Origin of the sequence: Pseudalkalibacillus sp. NRS-1564, assembly GCF_050467905.1 — a bacterium.
Taxonomy (GTDB): domain Bacteria; phylum Bacillota; class Bacilli; order Bacillales; family Guptibacillaceae; genus Guptibacillus; species Guptibacillus hwajinpoensis_B.
On sequence record NZ_JBITPM010000015.1, the window covers coordinates 140,115 to 163,418 of the forward strand.

The 23,304-nt window shown below is 41.6% G+C and carries 17 protein-coding genes and 1 pseudogene; 16 read left to right on the forward strand and 2 right to left on the reverse strand.

The window, feature by feature from the left end:
* Nucleotides 1–20: 20 nt before the first annotated feature.
* The 5 genes and pseudogenes from ACIFPW_RS08155 (at nt 21) to ACIFPW_RS08175 (ending at nt 4,760) form a co-directional block, all read left to right on the forward strand.
* Entirely contained in the window at nt 21–1,223 is a 1,203-nt protein-coding gene (locus ACIFPW_RS08155) for a CDP-glycerol glycerophosphotransferase family protein (protein ID WP_430243379.1), read from the forward strand.
* 2 nt (nt 1,224–1,225) lie between these two features.
* Nucleotides 1,226–2,029 (forward strand): ABC transporter permease, encoded by an 804-nt coding sequence (locus ACIFPW_RS08160; protein WP_226615391.1) that lies wholly within the window; start codon nt 1,226–1,228, stop codon nt 2,027–2,029.
* A 15-nt stretch (nt 2,030–2,044) separates the two neighbouring features.
* Nucleotides 2,045–2,830, forward strand: a pseudogene (tagH, locus tag ACIFPW_RS08165) (teichoic acids export ABC transporter ATP-binding subunit TagH); the annotation flags it as partial.
* Nucleotides 2,831–3,026: 196 nt separating this feature from the next.
* A complete protein-coding gene (gene galE, locus ACIFPW_RS08170; protein WP_430243381.1) occupies nt 3,027–4,055 on the forward strand; it encodes a UDP-glucose 4-epimerase GalE in 1,029 nt (342 codons plus the stop codon).
* 138 nt (nt 4,056–4,193) lie between these two features.
* Complete coding sequence (locus ACIFPW_RS08175; RefSeq protein ID WP_430243382.1) at nt 4,194–4,760, forward strand: class I SAM-dependent methyltransferase; 567 nt, start codon at nt 4,194–4,196, stop codon at nt 4,758–4,760.
* Nucleotides 4,761–4,885: 125 nt separating this feature from the next.
* On the opposite strand, the gene ACIFPW_RS08180 is transcribed toward ACIFPW_RS08175, so the two are convergent.
* Nucleotides 4,886–6,100, reverse strand: coding sequence for a DHHW family protein (locus tag ACIFPW_RS08180; RefSeq protein ID WP_430243384.1), 1,215 nt, complete (start codon nt 6,098–6,100; stop codon nt 4,886–4,888).
* Between the two features lie 21 nt (nt 6,101–6,121).
* On the reverse strand, nt 6,122–7,546 hold the full coding sequence (locus ACIFPW_RS08185; RefSeq protein ID WP_430243386.1) for an MBOAT family O-acyltransferase: 1,425 nt from the start codon (nt 7,544–7,546) through the stop codon (nt 6,122–6,124).
* Between the two features lie 254 nt (nt 7,547–7,800).
* Here ACIFPW_RS08185 and ACIFPW_RS08190 point away from each other — a divergent pair, with 254 nt between their 5' ends.
* The 11 genes from ACIFPW_RS08190 (at nt 7,801) to galE (ACIFPW_RS08240) (ending at nt 23,265) form a co-directional block, all read left to right on the forward strand.
* Entirely contained in the window at nt 7,801–9,093 is a 1,293-nt protein-coding gene (locus ACIFPW_RS08190; RefSeq protein WP_430243387.1) for an ABC transporter substrate-binding protein, read from the forward strand.
* A gap of 238 nt (nt 9,094–9,331) precedes the next feature.
* Nucleotides 9,332–10,612 carry an ABC transporter substrate-binding protein gene (locus ACIFPW_RS08195; protein WP_430243389.1) on the forward strand — a complete coding sequence of 427 codons (1,281 nt, stop codon included), beginning with the start codon at nt 9,332–9,334 and terminating at the stop codon, nt 10,610–10,612.
* A gap of 61 nt (nt 10,613–10,673) precedes the next feature.
* Entirely contained in the window at nt 10,674–11,525 is an 852-nt protein-coding gene (locus ACIFPW_RS08200) for a carbohydrate ABC transporter permease (RefSeq protein WP_430243391.1), read from the forward strand.
* A 107-nt stretch (nt 11,526–11,632) separates the two neighbouring features.
* Nucleotides 11,633–12,424 carry a carbohydrate ABC transporter permease gene (locus tag ACIFPW_RS08205; protein ID WP_048312872.1) on the forward strand — a complete coding sequence of 264 codons (792 nt, stop codon included), beginning with the start codon at nt 11,633–11,635 and terminating at the stop codon, nt 12,422–12,424.
* Nucleotides 12,425–12,436: 12 nt separating this feature from the next.
* Complete coding sequence (locus ACIFPW_RS08210) at nt 12,437–14,155, forward strand: glycoside hydrolase family 35 protein (protein WP_430243393.1); 1,719 nt, start codon at nt 12,437–12,439, stop codon at nt 14,153–14,155.
* 13 nt (nt 14,156–14,168) lie between these two features.
* On the forward strand, nt 14,169–16,373 hold the full coding sequence (locus tag ACIFPW_RS08215; protein ID WP_430243395.1) for an alpha-galactosidase: 2,205 nt from the start codon (nt 14,169–14,171) through the stop codon (nt 16,371–16,373).
* Between the two features lie 15 nt (nt 16,374–16,388).
* Complete coding sequence (locus tag ACIFPW_RS08220) at nt 16,389–17,378, forward strand: LacI family DNA-binding transcriptional regulator (protein WP_430243397.1); 990 nt, start codon at nt 16,389–16,391, stop codon at nt 17,376–17,378.
* 19 nt (nt 17,379–17,397) lie between these two features.
* Nucleotides 17,398–18,576, forward strand: a complete 1,179-nt coding sequence (locus ACIFPW_RS08225) for a galactokinase (RefSeq protein WP_430243399.1) — start codon at nt 17,398–17,400, stop codon at nt 18,574–18,576.
* Between the two features lie 25 nt (nt 18,577–18,601).
* Nucleotides 18,602–20,134 (forward strand): UDP-glucose--hexose-1-phosphate uridylyltransferase, encoded by a 1,533-nt coding sequence (gene galT / locus ACIFPW_RS08230; protein ID WP_430243401.1) that lies wholly within the window; start codon nt 18,602–18,604, stop codon nt 20,132–20,134.
* A 76-nt stretch (nt 20,135–20,210) separates the two neighbouring features.
* Nucleotides 20,211–22,223 carry a beta-galactosidase gene (locus ACIFPW_RS08235; RefSeq protein WP_430243403.1) on the forward strand — a complete coding sequence of 671 codons (2,013 nt, stop codon included), beginning with the start codon at nt 20,211–20,213 and terminating at the stop codon, nt 22,221–22,223.
* A 58-nt stretch (nt 22,224–22,281) separates the two neighbouring features.
* Nucleotides 22,282–23,265, forward strand: coding sequence for a UDP-glucose 4-epimerase GalE (gene galE / locus ACIFPW_RS08240; RefSeq protein ID WP_430243405.1), 984 nt, complete (start codon nt 22,282–22,284; stop codon nt 23,263–23,265).
* Nucleotides 23,266–23,304: the final 39 nt, after the last annotated feature.

Below are 23,304 nucleotides of genomic sequence, written 5' to 3' on the forward strand. Positions count from 1 at the left end.
GGGAGTATGGTGTCCATTTCATGAAAAAGCTATTGAGAATGTTGAAAATATATCCATTAATGAAGGCGTTTAGTCGACTTCTTTTTGTGGCGTTGGGCCGTTTTCCAGCAAACAAGCGCCTTGTTATTTTTGAGAGCTTTTCTGGAAAGCAGTACAGCTGTAATCCAAGGGCGATCTACGAATATCTGTTAGAGCACGACTATGATTTAGACATGATTTGGAGTGTTGAAGAATCTCATGCTGAGTCTTTCCGTAAAAGGGGTATACCTACTGTAAAGCGTTTTTCGCTAAGATGGTTTTATCTCATGGCTCGTGCTCGTTATTGGGTGACTAATAGTCGGATGTCGCTTTGGATTCCTAAGCCTTCTCACACTGTCTATGTACAAACTTGGCATGGAACGCCGCTTAAGAAGCTTGCAGGTGATATGGAAGAAGTGTACATGCCTGGAACAAACACGCTTTCCTATAAAGATAATTTCTATAAGGAAGCAGCGAAGTGGGATTACTTAATCTCGCCGAATCGGTACTCATCTGAGATTTTTAAGAGAGCATTTGGTTTTAAGAAAAAAATGGTAGAATCGGGCTATCCACGTAATGATCGTCTTCATCTTGAAAATCATCAAGAAAAAATTGATGCATTGAAAGTGGAGTATAGCATTCCTACAGAAAAAAAAGTGGTTCTTTATGCCCCAACCTGGAGAGATGATGAATTTTATCAACCGGGGAAATATAAACATGAGCTGAAATTAGATCTTGATTTATTGAGACGTGAAATCGGCGAGGAATATGTTATTGTATTAAGGATGCACTATTTAATTGCAGAGCAGTTTGATCTTTCTCCATATGAAGGATTTGTTTTTGATTTATCACTTGGTGTCGATGTCAATGATCTCTATTTAATTTCTGATGTGTTGATTACAGATTATTCATCTGTCTTTTTCGATTATGCTAATTTGAGGAGACCAATTATTTTCTTCGCTTATGATCTTGCTTCATATCGTGATAAATTGCGTGGCTTTTACTTTGATCTTGAAGAAGAGGCGCCAGGTCCTGTCGTGACAACATCTGAAGAAGTTTTACACGCCATTCAAACGTTTGAAAATGAAGGATTTGGCGTATTTGAAGAAAAGTATAACGATTTCTATAACACTTATTGTTACCTTGAAGGAGGGTCTGCTACCAAAAAGGTTGTTGACCAAATTTTTGTTAGTGAGGCAAAATAAGCATGAATTCTATGATTGCAGTTTTAAAAGAACAAGTTAGCAACTTCTACCTAATTAATCGGCTTTCGGTTTATCAGGTAAAGAGCACGAATAGCAATAATTATCTTGGTATGGTTTGGGAGATTCTAAATCCCCTTTTCCAAATGAGTATTTACTGGTTTGTATTTGGCTTTGGAATACGAAACGGGAACCCGGTTGATGGCGTCCCATTTGTTCTATGGATGTCCGCTGGTCTTGTTGTATGGTTCTTCTTTAATCCTGCTGTTATTCAAGGATCAAAGTCGATTTATACTAGGATATCAATGGTATCCAAAATGAACTTTCCAATGAGTACGATTCCGAGCTATGTGATTATGTCAGTCTTTTATCAACATTTGATTTTACTTGGTATATACTTTGCAGCAGTGTTATTAACTGGCCAGGGGGTATCCTGGCATTTGCTTCAACTACCGTATTATATGTTTGCTTTAATTATTCTCATTTTTGCCATCTCTCTCATTACGTCGACGCTATCGACAATCGTTCGAGATGTGCACAAAATGCTTCAGTCGTTTATTCGGATGTTTCTTTATTTAACACCAATTTTATGGACAATTGATGATCTTCCTGGATTTATTCAGATTGGGATGAAACTTAATCCGCTATACTATATAGTGGAAGGCTACAGAGATGCACTTCTCGGCATGGGCTGGGTTCATCAGACACTGCAATATACCCTTTACTACTGGGTAGTCGTTGTGCTCTTACTGATGATTGGTTCCTACCTGCATATGAAGTTCAAGAGTCATTTCGTAGACTATATTTAATAAGGACTGTCGTTTATGAGTTATTCAGTTAAATTAAACGGGATTACAAAAAAATATAAAATGCACAGGCAGAACTCTGATAAGCTCAAGGATATTCTTCTCCCTGGTGGCTACGGGGAGGATTTCTATGCCATTCGTGATTTAACATTTGAAGCAGGTGAAGGTGATGTCGTTGGTATCATCGGAGTGAACGGGTCCGGGAAATCAACGTTCTCAAACCTTGTCGCTAATATCACGCCACCAACTAGTGGGGAAATTGACGTAAAAGGTGATGTTTCCCTTATCGCTGTTTCTGCTGGCTTAAATAAAGAGCTAACAGGGCGCGAGAATATCGAATTGAAGCTGCTTATGATGGGATATAAGAAAGACGTTATTGAAAAGATGAAGCCTGACATTATTGATTTTGCAGATATCGGTAAATTTATCGATATGCCTGTTAAAAAATATTCCAGTGGTATGAAATCACGTCTAGGTTTTTCAATATCCATTAGCGTTGACCCAGATGTTCTGATCGTCGATGAGGCCCTTTCTGTAGGTGACAAGACGTTTGCCGATAAGTGCCTTGTCAAAATGGAGGAGTTTAAGGAACGAGGAAAAACAATTTTCTTTGTTAGTCATTCAAACGGCCAGATGAAGAAGTTTTGTAATAAAGCAATCTGGCTTGAACATGGCACGATCCGTGAGTATGGCGCAATGAAAGATATCATGCCGAAGTATGAAGCTTTTATTAAAGAGTATAAATCGTGGTCGAAAGAAGAAAAGCGTCGCTTCAAAGAAGAAGGAATGAAGAAGCAGGAAGGTCTTTTAGCTGCTGATTCAGAAGAGAAAGGAAAACGAAAGAAATCCAGACTCTTGTCTAGATGATTTGCTTCCTTCTATAGCAGAATCGCTCTCATAGAGAGCGATTTTTTCATTATTTGCGCTGAATTTATGGGAATGAATGTGATATGATGAGAAGGAATTTTTTGGTGACATAACAAGAAGTGGGGGAGTAAGAATGGCTATATTAGTAACAGGCGGTGCTGGATATATTGGAAGTCATACGTGTGTTCAGTTACTTAATCAAGGTTCCGATATTGTTGTCGTGGATAACTTTTCGAATAGTAAAATGGAATCGCTTGATCGTGTGAAAGAGTTAACTGAGCGAGATTTTCCGATTTATGAAGTGGATCTACTTGATCGATCTTCTTTAGAAATGGTGTTTGAAGAAAATGAAATTGAAGCAGTCATTCATTTTGCAGGCTTGAAAGCTGTTGGCGAATCGGTTTCCATGCCACTTCATTATTACCATAATAACTTAACAGGGACGTTCATTCTTTGTGAAGTGATGGAGAAATTTAACGTTCGAAACATTGTGTTTAGCTCATCTGCAACCGTTTATGGTATGCCTGATCTTATGCCAATCACTGAAGAAGCCCCTTTAAGCGCAACGAATCCGTATGGACAAACGAAGCTCATGATTGAACAGATTCTTCGTGATCTTCATGTTTCTGATTCAAACTGGAGCATTGCCCTTCTTCGCTATTTCAATCCAATCGGAGCTCATGTGAGCGGAAGAATTGGGGAAGATCCTAACGGGATTCCAAATAACCTCATGCCGTATATTAGTCAGGTTGCGGTTGGAAAACTCGAAAAGCTTAGCGTGTTTGGAGATGACTACGATACAGCAGATGGTACAGGCGTTCGTGATTATATCCATGTGGAGGATCTGGCTAACGGTCATTTGAAAGCGTTAGAGCATATCCTAGGTACAACGGGAGTAGAAGCGTATAACCTTGGCACGGGAAATGGGTATAGCGTGCTTCAGATGGTGAAGGCTTTTGAAGAAGCGACTGGGAAAGAAGTGAAGTACTCCATTGCTCCGCGCCGTCCTGGCGATATTGGAGAATGCTATGCAGATCCGGCGAAAGCTGAAGCTGAGCTTGGCTGGAAAGCGGAAAAAGGCATTGAAGAAATGTGCCGCGACACGTGGCGCTGGCAGTCGGAAAATCCTGATGGGTATAAGAGGGGTCAGGTGCGTACCTGACCCCCACGGAGGACAGCTGTCTTTCTATAGAGGACACTAAAGCCCGCTCATTAATGAGCGGGCTTTAGTGTTTAAATATTGTATAACTGCCAGTAGTGTTGTGAAGAATTAGAAAGAAATTCTAAGGAGGTTCTCGTTGTGGCTGGTAAACGATTCAAACCAGGTAATGCGGATCGACTACTTGATCCGAAACGAAAAGAAATTATTTCACCTGAACAAGTTATCGATCATCTTGGTGTAAAGGCAACTGATCATGTGGCTGATTTAGGAGCGGGAAATGGGTATTTTACATTGCCGTTATCGGAAGCAGCTGAAAAGGTTTATGCGGTTGATATTGAAAGGCAGATGCTAGATCTTCTTAAAAAGCGTGTTTCAGAAGAAAATCTATCAGGGCATATCGAGTACGTTGTCAGTAACCTTGAGCAGATTAATCTGGCAGATCACGTAGCTGACAAAGCCATATCGGCATTTGTGATTCATGAAGTGCCTGATCTTACGAGAGCATTCCAAGAATTTAAGCGAATTATTAAGGCGGGACAGAAATTGCTTGTACTTGAATGGGAAGCCATTGAAATGGATATGGGCCCACCACTTCATGAGCGAATTTCTTCTGAGAAGATGATGCAGATTTTTAAAGAGAATGGACTTGAACCTCAAATTCACCATTTTCATGAGTCTGTATATGGGGTAACTGCGGAAGTATGAGGGGAGGGTCAGGTGCGTACCTGTCCCCAACAAAAGACGGCTGTCCTCAAAACAAAGACAAAAAACCAGCTCTCTTCATTGAGAGCTGGTTTCATTTATTTTGCTCAACTAAAACTTCGTTCGATTTAGTCTTCCATTGGTGTTGAGAAGCGGAAGGATTCGCCTTGAAGCATGGCGTCATTATACAAGAACAGGACTACATCAAAATCCTTATCCGCCATATACTCTGTTAAAATCTGATCATCGTTATAACGGATATCATAAACAGTAGTATTGGAGAAATGCTGGGCAATGTGGAACGCAATTGGGTTTGCGTAGGAATCTTTTAAAATCAATAGTCGACTTTCTTCTTGAACGGCAGGGTTCTCAATTGTAATTTCAGCTGTATTGTTCATGTACAGCCCACCAAAATCGATAGGATCGTTATCTCTAAATATGTCAGTACCATATACCTGTTTAAATGTACGCTCTTTGCCGTTCCAGGTAATTTGATAGTTATCAAATAGATTATCTTTAGGTAACATGTGACAGATCTTTTCACCTGTTGCATCAACCGTTAAATAAAGCTGATTATTATAGCTTCCAATAAATTGTTTGTCGTTATAACACTTTAATTCATAGTCACTGTCGTCTTCGTTCATGTTTGTGTAGTAAGTTGAATTCTCAGAGAGAAGGTCTGCTACTTTTTGATAGCCTTCAAACGCCCCAAACATGTTCCAGTGATGGTCTGTCTTGAAGTAGCGCTCTTTCAATTCATCATCAGTATATTCTTCTTTAAATTCTTTCCCAACATCAACTGTTGGGATGCTCTTTTGGTTAAATTCTGAGAAAAAATGATCTTTCTTTTCTATTCCTGTTCCCTCTTCAATATAAGACGGCAGGATGTCGATGGTATTCACTTTATGAGGAAGAGAAGCAAAATAAACTTCCTTTCCCTCATACTTCATCGCCGCCGCAAATTCGTTTAAGTTATCAACTGCCTTATCAATATAGGTAGAAGGCTTACTATAACTCGGTTTTGGGATGATCCAATTCGAGTCAGATACATAGTAATCAAAAATATAGGTTTTGTTCGTCATTTGCTGATATTGAAGATATGATTTCAACCAGATATTTCGACCGGGAAACTGATCAAGAAAATACGATTCAAAATCGTTCATGTATTCTCCGTTCGAAACATTCTCAATCGAAAGGTCAGGGTTTTGAGTTAGTTCTCTTTTTTCTACGTCAGATACTTCGATATCTGCTGAAACTGTAAGGTAGAAGAAAACGGTAAAGATAAACGCAAAGAATAAGATAATGAGCATCCATTTCCTTGCCTTTTCAATTCGCTGAATCATAGCAAAGCTCCTTTATTGGCATTAAAACCTGAAATAAATAAATGGGTTGTAACTAGAATTGACTAATCGAACCATAGCGAAAATCATTAGCGTCATATAAATCGCTGGTTCTGAGAAAAGCGTGACGACCTGTAGTCCCTTTGCTTTCGTCGCCATTCGATTGTAAATGTTGCCGATATTCGCTATGAAAGGTGTGCTGAAAATAACGCCAGCTAGGAATAACACCCAGTTATCATTCCACTGCAATAGGAACATTGAATCTGCGAAAGCAGCCTGATTAAAGCCGAACATCGTTTGTAAGTATTCAAATGAATACGTAAAGTTATCAGCGCGGAAAAAGACCCAGCCGATCATGACGAGCGGTAGGACATAGATATGTTGAAGAGGCGACCATAGGCGACTTAACCATTTACCAAATCCGAGGCTTTCAATTACGATAATTGCCCCGTAGTAGAATCCCCAGGCCATAAACGTCCAGCTAGCGCCATGCCAGAACCCAGTAATCGTCCACACGATTAGAAGATTACGTACCTGCACAAGCTTTCCATGGCGATTCCCACCTAGTGGGATATAAACGTAATCTTTGAACCATGTCCCAAGAGAAATGTGCCATCTTCTCCAGAATTCTGAAATGCTTTTAGATATGTAGGGGTATCGAAAGTTCTCTAGAAAATCAAAGCCAAACATTTTTCCTAGACCAATGGCCATGTCACTATACCCTGAGAAATCAAAGTAAATTTGTAGTGTATAAGCAATAACACCAATCCACGCCATCATCACGCTCATTTCACCTGCGGGAGTGTTAAATGCCTGATCCGCAACAACTGCGAAACTATTAGCTAACAGTACTTTCTTTGATAAACCAATAATAAATCGTTTGATTCCTTCGTGTACCTTATCAGCAGTTATAGAGCGAGAATGAATTTGTTGATCAACGGTATTGTATCGAACAATTGGCCCTGCAACGAGCTGGGGGAAAAGAGAGATATAAAGTGCTAGTGAGAAAACATTTTTCTGAACGGGTGCGTCTTTTCGATAAATATCAATGACATAGCTCATCGCCTGGAATGTAAAAAACGAGATTCCAATTGGAAGAGGCAGCTCTCCAAGTTCAAAACTTGTCCCAAAGGAGCCATTAACATTAGCTAATACGAAGCCTGCGTACTTAAAGTAACCAAGAATTGCAATGTTACCGACAATCGATAACGTTAGGAGGAATTTTTTTATTGCGAGCTGATTATGAAAATAGCCAATTCCTCTCCCAAAACCATAGTTCATTATAATAGAGAAGAGCATCAGAAAGACATACTGTGGTTCTCCCCATGCGTAGAAAACAAGACTAGCAATAAGAAGCACGATGTTTCGAAAACTTTTTCTAGCAAAAAAATAAGAAAATAAGACGATCGGCATAAAAGCAAATAAGAAAACGAGATTACTAAATACCATATAGCTCCTCCAATAATTAAATATAATCCACCTAATACTATAGCATTTATATCTTTGAAATTTGCTTTTCTTCAATATTTTACAAAAACGTAAAATACATGAGGCAGAATGAAAAGAATATAGCCGTCAAAAAAGTAAATTAATCAGTAAACATTTACTTGACTAAGTTTTGAATGTACCTTAATCTATAAACATGAATGCGCTTTCATTTTTGTCGTTCAATATTTTTTAGTAAACAAACAGGAGGGGTTATTTTGAGAAAGGTAATCGGTCGAGTTAGTTTCTTGCTTGTTCTGATGTTAGTTCTCGGTGCTTGTTCTAGTGATAATAGCTCAAGTGAAGGGTCGGCGGGAGACGGAGATAGTAATGGTAAAAAGGTGACAGCATGGGCATGGAACATTAATGTTCCAGTTCTTGAAGAAGCGGCAGAGAAGTTTAAAGAAGAAAACCGGGGTTTTGAACTAGAGGTTGTAGAACTCGGTCGTGAAGATGTTTATTCGAAATTAACGACTGGCCTTCAAGCTGGAGGGAAAGGGTTGCCAGATATCGTACTTGTCGAGGATGATCGTATTCAGGGTTATATGGAAACATTCCCTGATGCGTTCGTAAATGTATCTGATAAGGGATTTGATGAAAGCAAAGAGAGCTTTCCTACTTATAAAATAGACCTTCTTTCAAAAGAAGATGCAATGTATGGTTTCCCATTTGATGGTGGTCCAACGGGCGTTTTTTATCGAACAGATTACTTTGAAGAAGCTGGTGTAAATCCCGATGATATTAAGACGTGGGATGACTTCATTGAAGCGGGGGAAAAGATCAAAGAAGCTACAGGAAAAGCAATGCTTGGCCTTGATTTGAATGGTGATGACGGTCTTTACCGTATGATGATGACGCAGCAAGGAACATTCTATTTTGATGATGAAAAGAATGTGAACTTCACTTCTGAAGAATCTAAAATGGCGGCAGAGAAAGTACAAATGATGAAAGAAGCTGGACTAGTTAAAGATACAGTGGGTTGGGACGCGTGGATTAGTGCAATGGCACAAGGTGATGTTGCGACGGCTCCTTCTGGCGCGTGGTTGAGCGGTTCTATTACACAGCAAGCTAAAGACACAGAAGGTAACTGGGGAGTGTTTAAGCTTCCGGCGTTTGAAGAAGATGGTAACCGTGCAGCGAACCTTGGTGGAAGTAACTATGTGATTACAAGCGCGAGCAAGAATCAGGATATGGCTTACGATTTCATGGAGTTCTTTACTACTAGTGATGACGTACAGCTAACGGCGATGGACAATGGTTTATTTCCAACGCTAAACACGATTTATGAAAATGATGCATTCACAAAGGATGTGGAATTCTTTAGCAATCAGTCAATCTGGGAGCTGTTTGCAAGCGAGATGAATGATATTCCTTCTGTGAACTATACAGGTAATTATGCGCTTGCAAGTGATGAGTCAATCAAAGCACAATCCGAAGTGATGAATGGTCAGAAATCGATTGAAGAGGCTTATAAAGCGGCGGAAGATCGGTTGAGGAATCGGATTCAATAATAGTGCGGGGGTCAGGTACGCACCTGACCCCCTATAAAGACAAAAAGAAGAAAGTGTCCGTCACAGATGGACACTTTCTTCTTGTGTAAAAACTTCCATTAATTGTCAATTAAATAAAGTAGTAAACTTTTAGTAAAAGTTTACTTGACTATGTTTACCTCTTCGACTATTCTAATAAGTGTAGACGCTTTCATTACGAATTTTGAAAGTTTTCAGTAATTAATTGGAGGGGTAGTCGATGAAGAAGGTAACGGGTCTAGTTAGTATAAGTATGATGCTTGTCTTAAGTCTGTTTCTTGCGGCGTGTGGGAATGGTGGAGATGATAGTGAAGGATCAGGCGATAGCAATAAAGTAACAGCTTGGGCTTGGAATATTAATGTACCGGTGCTTGAAGAAGCAGCCGAGAAATTTAAAGAAGAAAATCCGGATTTTGAACTAGAAGTTGTTGAAATGGGTACTGACGATGTTTACTCGAAGTTAACAACTGGTCTTCAAGCAGGAGGTAAAGGTTTACCAGATATCGTTCTTGTGGAAGATGACCGCGTTCAAGGTTATATGAGTGCTTTTCCGGACGCATTTGTAAACGTTTCCGATAAAGGATTTGACGAAATGAAAGAGAGCTTCCCGTCTTATAAGACAGAGCTTGTTTCAAAAGACGGCGCCATGTACGGATTCCCGTTTGACGGTGGACCAACAGGAGTTTTCTATCGCACCGATATTTTTGAAGAAGCTGGCGTAAATGCGGAAGATATTAAAACGTGGGATGACTATATCGAAGCTGGTAAAACAATTAAAGAAAAAACGGATAAAGCAATGATTGGTCTTGATCTGAACGGTGATGACGGTCTTTATCGTATGATGCTCAATCAGCAAGGCACATTCTACTTTGACGATGAGAAAAATGTAGCCCTCACTTCAGAAGAGTCGAAAAAGGCAATGGAAGTACAAAAGAATCTAAATGAAGAAGGACTAGTTAAAGAAACAGTAGGGTGGGACGCATGGATTAGCGCTATGACTAGTGGAGATGTTGCGACAGCTCCATCGGGTGCATGGTTGTATGGTTCGATCACTCAGCAGGGCAAGGATACTTCAGGAAAATGGGGATTAATTGAGCTACCGGCGTTTGAAGAAGGTGGCAATCGCGCATCTAACTTGGGCGGAAGTAACTACATGATTCCTAGTGCAAGCGACAATGCTGATCTAGCGTATGATTTTATGGAATTCTTCTCAACAGATGAAGATGTTCAATTAACTGCAATGGAAGGTGGTTTGTTCCCTTCACTAAACACGATTTATGGTAACGAGGCATTTACAAAAGAAGTTGAGTTCTTTAACAATCAGCCGATCTGGAGTCTACTTGCTGACGAAATGGATAGCATTCCTGCTGTTAACTACACAGGAGACTATGCCGTAGCGAAGGATGAAGCTGTTAAAGCGCAATCTGAAATTGCGAACGGTAAAGGCATTGAAGAAGCATTAAAAGCTTCAGAAGATCGTTTGAAAAACCGTATTCAATAAGCTACAGAAATCATCAGGGGTTGATTCATTTCGACCCCTGTCATGTTAAGGTGGGATATTCATGAATCGAGCGAAACGTTTTCCATATTTATTCGCAGCTCCGGCCATTCTGCTTTTCCTAGCATTTACCGTCTATCCGATTATCGCTTCCTTCGTTCTCAGTTTTCAGGAACGAGTTGGTGGAGAATACGTTTTTGCAGGATTGAAAAACTATACGCGTCTCTGGAATGATGATATTTTCTGGACGGCGATGCAGAACACATTCATTATCTTTGTTGTTCAAGTCCCAGTTATGATCATTCTTGCAATGGTACTAGCCAATGTGTTGAACAACCAGCTGTTAAAGCTAAAAGGATTTTTCCGCGTCTCATTCTTTCTTCCAACAGTTACATCGCTTGTAGCTTACTCGATTTTATTTTCGATCATGCTTCAAGAAGAAGGAATTATTAACACGGCATTAAGCTACATTGGGATTACCGCAATTCCGTGGTTATCTGATCCGTTTTGGGCAAAGGCTTCGATCATTATCGCCATGACGTGGAGATGGACAGGATATAACATGGTTATTTTCTTAGCAGCTCTTCAAAACATTCCAGAAGATTTATACGAAGCCGCTTCTCTTGATGGAGCGAATAAGTTTAAGCAATTTTTCTACATTACTGTTCCACAACTAAAACCCGTTATTCTTTTTGCAGGTATTCTATCAACCATCGGAACGCTTCAGCTTTTCGACGAGCCATTTAACTTAACAGGCGGTGGACCGGCGGATTCAACGATGACCCTTGGACTTTATATTTACCAGAGTGGATTTGAATACTTTGATTTCGGCTACGCTTCCGCAATTGCATACGCGGTTGTTGTGATGGTTGGTATTCTCTCCATTATCCAATTTAAGATAGCAGGTGATGATTAATGGCTAAGAACCTTGAGGTAATTGAACAGTCGACGAATAAACTCACCCTTGCTCAAAGGCAACAAAAGAAACCTAAGAAAAAGAAAAATAAGCTAAAAGCTGTTTGGATGTATACGCTACTAAGTATTTTCCTTGTTGTTTCGATCTTCCCGTTCTACTGGATGTTTATCGGAGCGACGAACGACTCTAGTAAAATGTTTACGAACCCGCCAACGCTTTTACCTGGCGATCAGTTTATGACGAACTTAACCAATCTAAATGAGTCAATTGGTATTTTCAGAGTACTGTTTAATTCTCTCTTCGTCTCAGGACTTTATGTAGTGATTGCCCTTGCAGTTTGTGCGAGCGCAGCCTACGTTCTAGCGAAGTACAATTTCAAAGGGAAAAAGTTCATCTTTACTGCATTCTTGCTTTCCATGATGATTCCTTACCAGGCAACACTGATACCGTTGTTCCAAATGATGTCTGATTTTAATCTATTAAACACGTACTTTGCAGTTATCGCACCGCAATTGTGCTTCCCATTTGCGATTTTCTTATTAAGACAGAACTTCCTGGCATTCCCTACAGAGTTGATGGAGTCAGCACGTCTTGATGGCGCAAGCGAAACGCGTATCTTTATCTCGATCGTCATTCCATCGATGCGACCAGCTTTAGCAGCTGCTTCGATCTTCCTTTTCATGACGCAGTGGAACAACTTTATGTGGCCGCTCGTTGTATTGAATACGAACGATATGTACACATTCCCTGTTGCGCTATCTAGCTTAATGGGACTCTCTTATATCGACTACGGTCAAGTGATGATGGGCGTTACGTTAGCGACTGTTCCGATCATTGCATTCTTCTTAACACTGCAAAAACAATTTATTTCAGGTATGCTCGGAAGCGCCTTGAAATAGTAGGAGGCTGTTATGCTGGAAGCGAGAAAGAACCACTTTTACTTAAATGACGAACCCTTCCAAATTCTTTCAGGAGGTCTTCATTACTTCAGAGTTGTCCCTGAGTATTGGAGAGATCGCCTTCAGAAGCTGAAGGCACTTGGACTGAATACAGTAGAAACGTATATACCATGGAATTTTCATGAACCGAAGAAGGGTCAGTTTCATTTTGAAGGAATGGCTGATGTGGAGCGGTTCATAGCTGAAGCACAGGACGTTGGGCTTTATGTTATTGTTCGTCCTTCTCCTTATATTTGTGCAGAGTGGGAAATGGGGGGACTTCCTTCTTGGCTACTAAAAGAAGATGACATGGCACTTCGCTGTAGTCATCCTGCTTTTCTAAAACATGTAGAGGAATACTTTAATGACCTTCTTCCACGGTTGAAGCCTTTCTTACAAAAGAACGGCGGTCCGGTGATTGCCTTTCAAATTGAAAATGAATATGGCGCATATGGCAACGATCAGAACTATCTTGAGTTTCATAAAGAACAGTACGAGAAACATGGCATTGATACGTTTTACTTCACATCAGACGGACCGGATTTCATTAAACAAGGTTCAATGGATAATGTCGTAACGACGCTGAATTTTGGCTCAAGGCCAGAAGAAGCCTTTGCGGCACTTGAAGCGATGAAACCTGATTCACCTAAAATGGTCGCGGAATTTTGGATCGGCTGGTTTGATCACTGGAGCGGCGAGCATCATACACGTGACGCAAAGGAAGCAGCGGAAGTGTTCCAGAAGTTAATGGATATGGGCGCATCTGTGAATTTCTACATGTTCCACGGTGGAACAAATTTTGGTTTCTATAACGGTGCGAATCATTACGAAAAATATGCTCCGACGATTACTAGCTATGACTACGATTCGCTTTTAACAGAATGGGGCGACGTGACAGACAAGTATCTCGCAATGGCGGAGGTGTTGAAAAGCGTAGCAGACGTTTCGATTGAAGATGTTTCTAAAGTTGAGACGAAAAGCTATGGAGAAGTGAAGCTAGTGGAGAGCGCAAGCCTGTTCGATGTTCTCCAAGAAGTAGGAACCAGGGTAGAGCACGTTGCACCACGGAGCATGGAGAAGATTGATCAGAGTTTCGGCTACACGCTTTATCGAACGTCGATTAACGACACTGGAACGTTTGAGCTTGATACAACGCCAATTCATGATCGAGCTTTTCTTTACGTCAATGGGAAACATGAGGCGACGGTTTCAGTAAATGATGAGTCAAAATCGGTTATGATTCCGTTTCCGAATGAAGTAAATGCTCTTGAAATACTTGTTGAAAACCTTGGAAGAGTGAATTATGGAAAAAATCTATCTGACCAGAAGGGGATTGTGCAAAATCTCTGGCTAAACAACCAGTATTGGTTTGACTGGGAAATGATCAAAATTGAAGGAGATCGTTTACCGAAGACGTATTCATCAGGAGAACGTTATCCGAAATATTTCAAAGGCGAATTTCATGCTGATCAATGCTATGATACATTTGTTGATTTGGAAGGGTTTACAAAAGGGAATGTTTATATTAATGGCTTTAGTCTTGGTCGCTACTGGCAAACGATGGGGCCACAGCAGCGCCTTTACTTGCCAGGTCCACTGTTAAATGAAGATACAAATGAAATTGTCGTTCTGGAATTAGAAGGACATACTGCAAACAGCGTAAAACTAGTGAACGAACCTAAACTCGGATAAAGGATCGATGGCAATGAGCATTCTGGTTAACCAACAGCAGTTTCATCTAACGAATGGAAAGATCAGCTACATCTTTCATATTTTAAAAAATGGTCAGCTCGGTCATTTGTATTTCGGAAAAGCGCTTCGTCCTGATCGTGATTATCGTCATTTTCAGAACACCAACAATCCAACGCCGGCTAGCTGTCATTCATATGAGAACGACGCGGCTTTTTCGCTTGAAACAATTAGGCAGGAGTACCCTGCCTATGGAAAAGGAGATTTTCGAGAGCCTGCCTTTATGGTGTCAGCAGGTCATAAGCCTGTAGCGAACTTTGTTTACAAATCCCATGAGCAAGTGAAAGGGAAGCCTCGCTTGAAAGGTTTGCCGGCCACTTATGCGAATGCGCAAGAAGCGGAGACGTTACTTATTGTGTTGGAGGATACGTATCAGAAGGTTGAGCTTCATCTCAGTTACACGATTTTTGAAAATGAATCTGTGATTGCGAGGAACGCGCGTCTTATTAACAAAACAGATAGCGAGCTATCCATTGATCGAATGATGTCACTGTCTGTTGATCTTCCTTATGCTGATATGGAAATGGTGCACCTCTCAGGAACATGGGCCCGTGAGCGTCACGTGAAAACGAGGAAATTAGAGCAGGGCATTCAGTCCGTTTCGAGTATTCGTGGAGCAAGCTCTCATCATCACAATCCATTTCTTGCACTAAAAGCAATAGATGCAACAGAACATACGGGTGAGGTGTTTGGGTTCCAGTTCGTGTATAGCGGCAATTTTCTAGCGCAAACGGAAGTAGATCATTATGGCGTGGCACGTGCGCAGCTTGGTATTCATCCGCTTGGTTTTCAGTGGAATCTTAGTCCGGGTGAATCGTTTCAATCACCAGAAGCGATTATGGTTTACTCTGATCAAGGATTGAACGGGATGAGCCAAACGTTCCATCATCTTTACCGCAATCAGTTGATTAGTGAACAGTGGAAAAAGAAAGAGCGTCCTGTCTTAATTAATAACTGGGAAGCTACTTACTTTGATTTTAATGAAGAGAAGCTTATTCATTTTGCGAAAGAGGCAAAAGAACTTGGTGTTGAACTTTTCGTCCTTGATGATGGTTGGTTTGGGAAGAGAAACAATGACCGATCTTCACTAGGAGATTGGACGGTTGATCTTAACAAACTCCCAGATGGCATTGCCTCTCTAGCTGAAAAAGTGAAGGAAACGGGATTGCAATTTGGTTTATGGTTTGAGCCTGAAATGGTTAGTCCTGATAGTGAGCTCTACAGAGAGCATCCTGAATGGGCTGTAGGTATTCCAGGTGAGCACTTTACGCTTGGCCGGAATCAGCGCGTACTTGATTATACGCGTACAGAAGTAGTGGACTATATTTTCGAACGAATGAAAACGATCATTGAGTCGACAAATCTGGATTATATTAAATGGGATATGAATCGGAACATTACGGAGGCCTACTCTGCAGGTTTAGAGCACCAGGGAGAGTTTTTCCATCGCTACATTCTCGGTGTCTATGATCTTTATGAACGGTTAACATCAGAGTTTCCAAATGTACTGTTTGAATCGTGTGCGGGCGGCGGTGGTCGTTTTGATCCGGCTCTCCTTTACTACGCCCCACAAGCATGGGCGAGTGATAATACAGACGCGGTGGAGCGGCTGAAAATCCAATATGGTACCTCTATCGCTTTTCCTATCTATAGCATGGGTTCTCACGTATCGGCCGTTCCAAACCACCAAACGCTTCGTTCAACTCCGCTGTCAATGCGGGCAGATGTCGCGTATTTTGGAACCTTTGGTTATGAATTGGATCCTTCAACCCTATCTGATGAAGAAAAAGAAATTGTAAAAGAACAAATTAAACGATACCAATCATTTCGACACCTTGTCCGTGATGGTGATTTCATTCGCTTAAAAAGTCCGTTTGACAGCAATGAAACGGCCTGGATGATCGTTTCGTCTAATCGAAAAGAAGCGCTTGTTGGCTGGTATAAATCATCAAGCACTCCGAATCCACGCACCAATCAATTTGTGAAATTAAAAGGTTTAGCTCCTGATCATCAATATGACGTCGATGGGGAGACATACTTCGGAGATGAACTGATGCAGAACGGCATTCCGCTTCCGGTTGAGTTCAATGGAGCGAATGGCGAGCAAGCTGAGCGCGGTGGTGACTTTCAATCGAAAGTGTTTTATTTAAAAGCAGAATAAAAAAGGATGATGGCCATGGCAACGATTAAGGACATCGCACAAAAAGTGAAATGTTCACCATCGACCGTTTCACGCGTCCTTAACTATGATGAAACGTTATCAGTTTCAGATGATACGAAAAAGCGGATTTTCGAAGTGGCAGAAGAGCTTTCCTATAGTAAAAAAAGAGGAAAAAAATCACTAACACCGAAAATTGCGATTATCCATTGGTATACCGAAAAAGAAGAGTTGAATGACTTGTATTACATGTCGATTCGACTAGGAGTCGAGCAGCGCTGTCAGGAAGAGCGGCTTGAACTCGTGAAAATTTTTAAAGATAATTACGATGAATTAGAAAAAGAAAACATTCAGGGCATGATTGCCGTTGGTAAATTTAGTAGTCAAGAAATAGCTTCATTAAATAAAGTCACCCCGAATATCGTATTCGTTGACTATGATCCAGATAATGAAAAGTACGATGCGGTTGTCGTAGATTTTGAAAAGGCGACCAAAAAAGTGCTCGATTATTTTGCGAGTAAAGGTCATGAGAGAATTGGCTACATTGGTGGCAGAGAAACATTTCGAGATGCTAGTGCTGAAATTGTTGATGAACGTGAGCTCACGTTCAAGCGCTATATGACGGAACGTGACCATGATCATGAATCTTACGTGTACACAGGATCGTTTACGGTAGATGATGGATATTCCCTTATGAATCGTGCGATCGAAGAGCTTGGAGAGAAGCTACCGACTGCTTTCTTTGTAGGGAATGACACAATGGCGATTGGATGTCTCCGCGCTCTTCATGAGAACGGTGTAGCTGTTCCTGATCGCGTCAGCTTAATTGGTGTGAATGACATTAGCGTTTCGAAGTATGTTTATCCTGCTTTGAGTACGGTCAAAGTGTACACAGAACTGATGGGTGAAACGGCTGTTGGCCTTTTGATGGAGCGTCTATTGAGAAGGAAAGTAGCCAAAAAAGTGACGATGTCGACAAAACTGAAGCTGCGGAAGAGCAGTAAATAAACGAGGCCGGGTGAAATTAATGAAAACCCTATACGAAACATTTCGAGAGGTGTATGGAGAAGGTGGCGAGATAAGAAGCTTCTTCTCGCCAGGGCGCGTCAATTTAATTGGCGAACATACGGATTATAATGGGGGACACGTTTTTCCATGCTCGCTTAGTATTGGTACCTATGCCGTTGCTAGAAAAAGAAAAGACAATCTTATTCGGTTTTATTCGCTGAACTTCAAAACGCAAGGTGTGATGACAGTTGATTCAACAAGTCTTGCGTATGATGCTGAACATGATTGGGCGAATTACCCGAAAGGCGTTGTTTCGATCTTTAAGGAGTCAGATCACGACGTTAGCGGATTTGATGTCCTTTACTTTGGAAACATTCCGAATGGAGCGGGACTTTCGTCTTCAGCGTCAATCGAACTTGCGACGGCTGTTCTATTAAATGAACTAAATCACCTTCATCTTGAGATGGTGGAAATGGTGAAAATCAGTCAGCGTGCTGAAAATGAATTTGTAGGCGTAAACTGTGGCATCATGGATCAGTTTGCCATTGGGATGGGGAAAGAAAAAGCAGCGGTTCTTCTTGATTGCAACACGCTTGCTTATAGATACAGCCCGGTAGTTCTAGAAAAAGCTTCACTCGTTATTGCAAATACGAATAAACGAAGAGGGCTTGCTGATTCAAAATATAATGAGCGACGTTCTGAATGTGAGCGGGCACTCGCCGAGCTTCAAGAACATGTTTCGATTCAATCACTTGGTGATTTAACAATTGACTCGTTTGAAGCGCATAAACACCACATCACAAATCTGATTGATCAGAAACGTGCGAAACATGCAGTTTATGAAAACGTTCGTACGATTGAAGCGGCTAAACGTTTAAAGGCTGGAGAAATTGGAGCATTTGGTCAGTTAATGAATGAGTCACATGTTTCCTTGCGCGATGATTATGAAGTAACTGGTCTTGAGCTTGATGCTTTAGTAGAAGCTGCATGGTCAGAAGAAGGTGTGATTGGCTCTCGGATGACTGGGGCAGGATTTGGTGGCTGTACGATCAGCATTGTGGAGGATCAATTTTTAACATCATTCCAAACTAATGTAGCGAAAACATATAAAGAGAAAACGGGCTTAACACCTGAATTTTACGTTGTGGAAATAGGTGCAGGAGCAAGAGAAATAAATCAGCTTTCGGAAGCACTGTAATTCTGGAGAGGAGTGGAGAGAAACCATGACGAACATCGATCAAGAGATTAACCGTCTCCTCCAATACGGATTGAATAAACATCTTTTTCGTGAGTGGGATTTATCATATGTTCGCAATCAAATTCTAGAAGTTCTTCAGCTTGAGGAGATCGATACAAGTGATGTTCCTGCGGATATTCCAGATAGCCCTGTTTCTATTTTAGATCGCATCCTGAATTGGGCATATGATCATGATCGACTAATAGAAAATACGGTAACTTATCGTGACTTGCTCGATACAAAAATTATGGGGTGTTTAACCGAGCGACCTTCAGAAGTGATTGAGAAGTTTGAAGCGACTTATGAACATGCCGGCCCTGAAGCAGCAACGGCTAACTTTTATCAATATTCAAAAGACGTTCATTACATTCGTACCGATCGCATAGCAAAAAATGAAGACTGGCTTACGGAAACAGAGTATGGTGAGATGGAAATCACGATCAACCTTTCTAAACCAGAGAAAGATCCGAAAGCGATTGCGGCAGCCAAAACGATGAAGTCAAGCGGCTATCCTGAGTGTCTGCTTTGTAAAGAGAACGAAGGGTATGCGGGACGATTAACTCATCCTGCGCGACAAAATCTTAGGATGATCCCTATAACCCTTGAAGAGAAACAGTGGTATTTGCAGTACTCTCCATACGTTTACTATAACGAACATGCGATTGTGTTATACGGTGAACACGAGCCGATGAAAATTTCACGAGGTACGTTTGACAGACTACTAGAGTTTGTTGGCAAGTTTCCTCATTATTTTATCGGCTCGAATGCTGATCTACCAATTGTAGGCGGTTCGATATTAAGTCATGATCATTTCCAGGGAGGGAAGCATGAGTTCCCGATGGCGAAAGCAGAGATGGAGCGAAACGTCGTTCTATCAGCTTATCCGAACGTGAAGGCAGGCATTGTGAAGTGGCCGATGTCTGTGCTACGACTTCAAAGCAACGATCGAGATGAACTTGGCGAACTGGCTGATGCGATTCTTCAATTCTGGAAGGGATATAGTGATGAGAGTGTTGATGTTCGCGCGGTTACAGGTAATGAGTCTCATAACACGATTACACCTATAGCTCGTCGAAATGGCGAGCGCTATGAGCTTGATCTTGTACTCCGGAACAATCGTACAACGAAACAGCATCCAATGGGACTTTTTCACCCCCATGGAGAAGTGCATCATATAAAAAAAGAGAATATCGGTTTAATTGAAGTAATGGGGCTAGCTGTGCTTCCTGGTAGATTACAAGAAGAGCTTCACTTGCTTGGTGAATCTCTTATAAGTGAAAACCCGCTAGAAAGTATTAAGCAAGATGATCGCATTCAGAAACATGTTACATGGGCTGATTCTCTTCTTAAGAAGTATTCAGACCTGAATGCATCGAATGCACAGGGACGATTGCGTCATGAGGTTGGGTTGATCTTCTCCAATATTTTAAGCCATGCAGGCGTTTTTAAACGAACGGCTTCAGGTCAGGAAGCATTTGACCGCTTTACACATGAGTTTAACAACCATTTAAACCAATAAGAGCTTGCCGATTCTGGCGGGCTTCTTTTCTCATTGATGTAATACTCAAAAAAATAGATCGGTAAAAGGAGCTAACATGATGTATGTAGGTGTTGATTATTACCCGGAACAATGGCCGAAAGAGCGTTGGACAGAAGATGTACGATTGATGAAAGAACTCGGTGTGAATGTCGTTCGAATTGCTGAATTCGGCTGGCAGCTGATGGAGCCTGAGGAGGGAACGTTTGATTTCTCGCTTTATGATGAAGCGATCGACCTAATGACAAGTAACGGCATCGAGGTAGTTCTTGGGACACCAACGGCCACGCCGCCTGCGTGGATGGTTGAAAAGTATCCAGAAATTTTACCTGTGGATCCTAACGGGACAGTCATTTCATTCGGAGCGAGACGTCACTATACCGTGAACAGTGAAGTATATCAAGAATTGACAGCAAAGATTGTTGAGAAAATGGCGAAACGCTATGGTCAGCACGAAGGAATTATTGGCTGGCAAGTAGACAATGAATACGGTCATGAAAAATCTGATCGAAGCTATGGAGAAGTGGATCAAAAAGCATTCCAAATTTGGCTACAGCAAAAATACGAAACGCTTGATGCTTTAAATGAAGCTTGGGGTACGGTTTTCTGGAGTCAAACGTATACAGCGTGGTCACAAATTCCTGTGCCTCGTAAAGTATTACAGGAACATAATCCAAGCTTGCTTCTTGATTTTGATCGTTTCTGTGCGGATGCGTATACGTCTTATAATAAGATTCAAACTGACATTCTTCGTAAACATATTCGCTCGGATCAGTGGATTACGCATAACTTCGTATTTACAGACTTAGCGATTAATCAATGGGATATGGCAAAGGATCTTGACTTCATTTCATTTGATAACTATCCGGTATGGGGCGGTTTACCAGAACCGATTGCGCCTGCTGCGATCGCACATCAACACGACCTTTGTCGCTCTTCAAAGGGTGGAAAAGGCTTCTGGGTAATGGAAGAACTTTCAGGAGCGCAAGGGTGGAGTCGCATCGGTTATTTACCTCGTCCAGGTCATATTAAACTTTGGACGTATCAGGCGATTGCTCGTGGAGCGGAAGCAATTGTTTATTTCCGCTGGCGTGCGGCACGCTTTGGGACGGAAGAGTTTTGCCATGGTGTGCTCGATCATGATGGTAAGCCAAAGCGTAAATATAATGAAGTAAAAGAAGTAATCGATTCTCTTAGCGTGTTTGGAGATGATTGGATTGCGTCTAAGTACCAGGCGGATGTGGCTGTGTATTATGATGTCGAGAACGCCTGGGCATGGGGTATTCAGCCGCAAAGCAATGCATTTGAATACAAGCGAGAATTCCTCCGCTTCTATAGCCCTGCGCACCGTATGAATGCCATGACGGACATTGTGACGAAAGAAAGCAAGCTGGATGGGTACAAAGTGCTCGTAGTACCGGTTTATTTCCTTACAGACCCAGTTGTAAACGACAAAATTTCACGTTTTGCTGAGCAAGGTGGAACGGTGATCTTATCCTATCGCGCCGGTGTGAAGGAACAGAATAACTTTGTTGTAGAAGATACGTTGCCAGGCGCATTACGTGAGCTTGCAGGAGTAGAAATTAATGAATATGAATCACTTCAACTCGGACAAAACAACGAGGTTGAAGGCGTTCAAGGTGCAATGAAAGGTATGAGCTCCGTTGCTTCCATCTGGTGTGATCTTGTTGAGCCGACAACTGCCGAAGTACTTGCTGAATATCGCTCTTGCTTCTACGAAAAAACGGCGGCGATTACAAAAAACACATATGGAAAAGGCACAGTCTATTACATTGGCTCTGCACTCCAAGAGGAAATAATGGATGCTCTTTATGCAGAAGTTTTCCAAGAAACAGACGTAACAACGATCGCTTCAAGTGAAAACGTAGAAGCTGTCACACGTACAGGACAAGACGGGGCGGTATTCTTATGTGTTGTGAATCATTCGACGGACGAAAAAGGTTCGCTAACATTGCCGAAAGGAACCTGGGTAGATGCCGTTTCTCATGATGAATTTAGTGGAGAAATGTCTATTAAACCGCTTGGATCGTCTGTACTAAAGCTTAATTAGTATTTTCCGGGAAATAACGATGGATATCGACGAAGTTTTACTAAATGGAGGGAATAACATGGCGATTTTAGTTACTGGTGGAGTCGGTTATATTGGTAGCCATACGGTTATGTACTTGCGTGAGCAAAAAGAAGACGTAGTCGTGCTGGATAATCTAACAAAAGGTCACGAGCAAGCTGTGCTTGACGTTCCTTTGTATAAAGGGGACTTAACAGATGGGAAAGTGATTGATCAAATTTTCGCCGATCATTCGATCGATTCTGTCATTCACTTTGCTGCGAGCTCGCTAGTTGGAGAAAGTGTTTCGAATCCGCTTGAATATTATCGAAATAACGTAGCGGGTTCTCAGGCGCTTGTTTCAAAGTTAGTTGAACACGATGTAAAGTACATTGTGTTCTCTTCGACAGCGGCCACCTATGGGAATCCAGAACGTACGCCGATTCAAGAGAGTGACGCTACCAATCCAACAAATCCATATGGCGAAACAAAGCTAGCGATTGAGAAGATGCTTCGCTGGTGTGATGATGCTTATGGGCTTAAATCAACCTCTCTTCGCTACTTTAATGCTGCTGGTGCTGATCCGGAAGGAAGAATTGGGGAAGATCATCAACCCGAGTCTCATCTTATACCAATTGTTCTACAAGCTGCACTTGGTCAAAGAGAAAAGGTATCTATTTTCGGTAATGATTATGATACGAAGGATGGCACGTGTGTGCGCGATTATATTCATGTGCTTGACCTTGCGCAGGCTCACTACCTTGCATTGAAAAAGATGAAAGAAACGAATGAGAGCGGCGTATACAATCTTGGAAATGGAAAAGGGTTTACGGTTAAAGAAGTGATTGATACGTGTCGAATCGTGACAGAAAAAACGATCGAAGCAGAAGTAGCGCCACGCCGTGCCGGAGATCCAGCGACACTGATAGCCTCTTCGTCGAAAGCAATGAGCGCACTTGGCTGGAAGCCAGTATACCCAGAGCTCGCGCAGATTGTATCTCATGCCTGGAGCTGGCATCAAAATAATCCGAATGGATATGAGTGAGGGGAAAATGTAAGGGGGTCAGGCGCGAGCCTGACCCCC

Excerpts from the sequence above, each read along its gene's own strand:
- ACIFPW_RS08155 (WP_430243379.1), top strand. The coding sequence starts at position 21 with ATGAAAAAGCTATTGAGAATGTTGAAAATATATCCATTAATGAAGGCG.
- ACIFPW_RS08160 (WP_226615391.1), top strand. The coding sequence starts at position 1,226 with ATGAATTCTATGATTGCAGTTTTAAAAGAACAAGTTAGCAACTTCTAC.
- galE (WP_430243381.1), top strand. The coding sequence starts at position 3,027 with ATGGCTATATTAGTAACAGGCGGTGCTGGATATATTGGAAGTCATACG.
- ACIFPW_RS08180 (WP_430243384.1), bottom strand. The coding sequence starts at position 6,100 with ATGATTCAGCGAATTGAAAAGGCAAGGAAATGGATGCTCATTATCTTA.
- ACIFPW_RS08185 (WP_430243386.1), bottom strand. The coding sequence starts at position 7,546 with ATGGTATTTAGTAATCTCGTTTTCTTATTTGCTTTTATGCCGATCGTC.
- ACIFPW_RS08195 (WP_430243389.1), top strand. The coding sequence starts at position 9,332 with ATGAAGAAGGTAACGGGTCTAGTTAGTATAAGTATGATGCTTGTCTTA.
- ACIFPW_RS08200 (WP_430243391.1), top strand. The coding sequence starts at position 10,674 with ATGAATCGAGCGAAACGTTTTCCATATTTATTCGCAGCTCCGGCCATT.
- ACIFPW_RS08205 (WP_048312872.1), top strand. The coding sequence starts at position 11,633 with ATGTATACGCTACTAAGTATTTTCCTTGTTGTTTCGATCTTCCCGTTC.
- ACIFPW_RS08210 (WP_430243393.1), top strand. The coding sequence starts at position 12,437 with ATGCTGGAAGCGAGAAAGAACCACTTTTACTTAAATGACGAACCCTTC.
- ACIFPW_RS08215 (WP_430243395.1), top strand. The coding sequence starts at position 14,169 with ATGAGCATTCTGGTTAACCAACAGCAGTTTCATCTAACGAATGGAAAG.
- ACIFPW_RS08220 (WP_430243397.1), top strand. The coding sequence starts at position 16,389 with ATGGCAACGATTAAGGACATCGCACAAAAAGTGAAATGTTCACCATCG.
- ACIFPW_RS08225 (WP_430243399.1), top strand. The coding sequence starts at position 17,398 with ATGAAAACCCTATACGAAACATTTCGAGAGGTGTATGGAGAAGGTGGC.
- galT (WP_430243401.1), top strand. The coding sequence starts at position 18,602 with ATGACGAACATCGATCAAGAGATTAACCGTCTCCTCCAATACGGATTG.
- ACIFPW_RS08235 (WP_430243403.1), top strand. The coding sequence starts at position 20,211 with ATGATGTATGTAGGTGTTGATTATTACCCGGAACAATGGCCGAAAGAG.
- galE (WP_430243405.1), top strand. The coding sequence starts at position 22,282 with ATGGCGATTTTAGTTACTGGTGGAGTCGGTTATATTGGTAGCCATACG.